The sequence below is a fragment of the Bacteroidota bacterium genome (genome assembly GCA_030706565.1).
Lineage (GTDB): Bacteria > Bacteroidota > Bacteroidia > Bacteroidales > JAUZOH01 > JAUZOH01.
The window spans coordinates 1-2636 of the sequence record JAUZOH010000484.1 but is presented as its reverse complement, the minus strand read 5'-3'; the positions used below and the strand labels follow the sequence as shown (position 1 = coordinate 2636).

The window sequence follows — 2636 nt, the reverse complement described above, 5'->3', positions numbered from 1 at the left end:
TACAATAACACAGAGGTACACAGAGAAGACACAGAGGAATATTTCTCATTATTTCTATGTGACATGATGAACAATAAATCTCAGTTGTTAAATTTTATTCCGTTCAGGGAGATATTTACTTGCGAAACTTTAATTAATAATTATGCCCAATATCACAAAATAAGGAATTATTCCTTTTCCTGAATACTTTTGAATAGAAAGAAAGTGAAGGTTTGGTATATGACACTTTAAATTAAACTCAGTTCCTCAATTAATCAGTATCCCGTCATGGCCCATTTTAAGGGGATGGGGTAAATTCAGAAAATACAAACACTGAGACACTAAAAGCACATAAAAATAATGAGAAATATTCCTCTATGTTCTCTGTGCCTTAGTGGTAAACTTACCACCCCAGATATTTAGGAGTTTTTTGAATAAAAAAGGCTGTCCTTTTTCTTTTTGGACAGCCCTTTGTTTTGTGACCTCGGGGAGACTCGAACTCCCAACCTTCAGATCCGGAATCTGACATTCTATCCAATTGAACTACGAAGCCATTTACTTTTTTCCAGTCGCTTTCAGACTATTTCGGAAATTATTCAATTTTCCTGCTAAAAGCAGATTGCAAATTTATTCAAAAAAATGAATATCTTAATTAATTTCTGAAATAACTCATTTGCCTTTTTGTCCGTTTCGGGATAAAATACTGCCCGACAAATTATAAATCAAATATCTTTGTTGCATGATGAAGACAAAATTACCAATAAAAAATTTAGCCGGGGTTTATTTTTATACAGCCATCATAAGCTGTCTGGTCATATTTTTATATATTTTTCTAGATGCAAAAGTTGGAGATCTCAACAGGGCCCTCATTTATTCCCTGGTTTCTTTTTTAGTCACAACCTTAACAGGAATTGTCAACCTCGGAATGATTTTATTTCTCGAAGAAAGATTCGATATGCATTCCCGGATTTTTAACTGGCTTCGTATTGTTTTAGGAAGTATTCTCGGTTTCTTTGTATGTACTATTACTATTATTTTATTTGTTCATTACGATAAATGGGTGTATTACATGTTTAACATCAACGGGACAAAAATCATTGTTTTCATTCTGATCATGTTGATCAACGCACTCTTCATCATATTGCAGAATTACATCATCCTTCAAAACGATAAGGCAAATACCGACCTGGAAATTTCAAGGCTGAAAACGGTCAATGCAGAAGCAGCAAATCAACTGCTGCGACAACAAATTCATCCCCATTTCCTGTTCAACGCGCTCAATACCCTCAAATCATTGTACAAAAGAGAGCCCCAGACAGCAGAAGAATATCTGGTCCATTTATCAGATTTCCTGAGGGCATCCATATCAACCAACAATATAAAAGTCATACGCCTGAAAGATGAATTAAAACTTTGCCTGGATTACCTGAACATGCAAAAAATCCGTTTTGGAAATGCGCTCGTTTATTCCATCGAAATCTCCAGGGAAAAGCAGGAAAATGGTTTTGTCCCGTCTTTCTCCATCCAGCCTTTGCTGGAAAATGCAATAAAGCATAATGAACTGACCGGTGAATCTCCCTTAAATATTACAGTTAAACAGGAAAAAGAATGGATAAAGGTCACAAATAACCTTAACAGGAAAACATCCACCGAAAATTCAACAGGCAGTGGTTTGGCAAATTTATCGGAACGTTACCGCCTTTTATCTGATAATGATTTAATCATTGAAGAAAATGAAAAGACTTTTTCAGTGAGTATTAAAATATTAGAAGATGAACATCATAATCATAGAAGATGAACGGCTTACAGCCGAAGACCTGGCTGAAACAATCACAACCGCAGAACCTGCTGCCAAAATTGTGGCAATACTGTATTCTGTGAAAGAAGCTATTTACTATTTTAGGGCCAACGATATTCCTGACCTTATTTTCAGTGATATCCAATTAGGCGACGGCCTGAGTTTTGAAATATTCAAATCGGTTTCTATAGCTGCTCCGGTCATTTTTTGCACCGCTTATGACGAATATGCCTTAAATGCATTTAAGGCAAATGGCATTGAATATATCTTAAAACCATTCACTGCTCAAACCATTGAAAATGCATTAAAAAAGTATAACATCCTTCGCCAGAGTTTTTCTGCCAATTTCCATCAATATGACGACTTATTAAAAATATTACAAAACAGGGAAGAGCCAAAATCAGCGTCAATTCTTGTACATCATAAAGATAAAATCATCCCGGTTAAATTCAGCGATATCGCTTTGTTTTATATCGAAAACGGGACAATAAATTTACTCACCACTGATAAAAAAATATACTCCGTCAACAAGAACATGGAGGAGTTGGAACAAATAGCCGGGAAAAAATTTTTCCGCATAAACCGGCAATGTCTTTTAAACCGGAAGGTAGTTGTAAATGCGTCCTATTATTTTTCCCGTAAACTATCGATCAACATTACTGTTCCCTTTAAAGAGACTTTAACAGTAAGTAAAGAGAAGATGCCGCAATTTTTAAAATGGTTGGAAAACAGCTAGAAAATTAGACATTTATCACAATCAGCCACTAAACAACTTCCTTCCGTTAAATAAAGATTTCATTTCCTATTTTGTCCGTTTCAGGTATAATCCGCTTTCATTCGCCAGCCATAAAATCAATCT

General features: G+C 35.2%; 2 protein-coding genes and 1 tRNA gene. 2 read left to right on the top strand and 1 reads right to left on the bottom strand.

The annotated features are described in order from the left end of the window. Positions 1-458: 458 nt before the first annotated feature. Positions 459-532 (bottom strand) — tRNA-Arg (locus tag Q8907_15845). Between the two features lie 186 nt (positions 533-718). Here Q8907_15845 and Q8907_15840 point away from each other — a divergent pair. Further along, positions 719-1777 carry a histidine kinase gene (locus Q8907_15840; protein ID MDP4275741.1) on the top strand — a complete coding sequence of 353 codons (1059 nt, stop codon included), beginning with the start codon at positions 719-721 and terminating at the stop codon, positions 1775-1777. Further along, a complete protein-coding gene (locus tag Q8907_15835) occupies positions 1752-2513 on the top strand; it encodes a LytTR family DNA-binding domain-containing protein (protein MDP4275740.1) in 762 nt (253 codons plus the stop codon). The genes Q8907_15840 and Q8907_15835 overlap by 26 nt, the downstream gene beginning before the upstream one ends. Positions 2514-2636 lie beyond the last annotated feature (123 nt).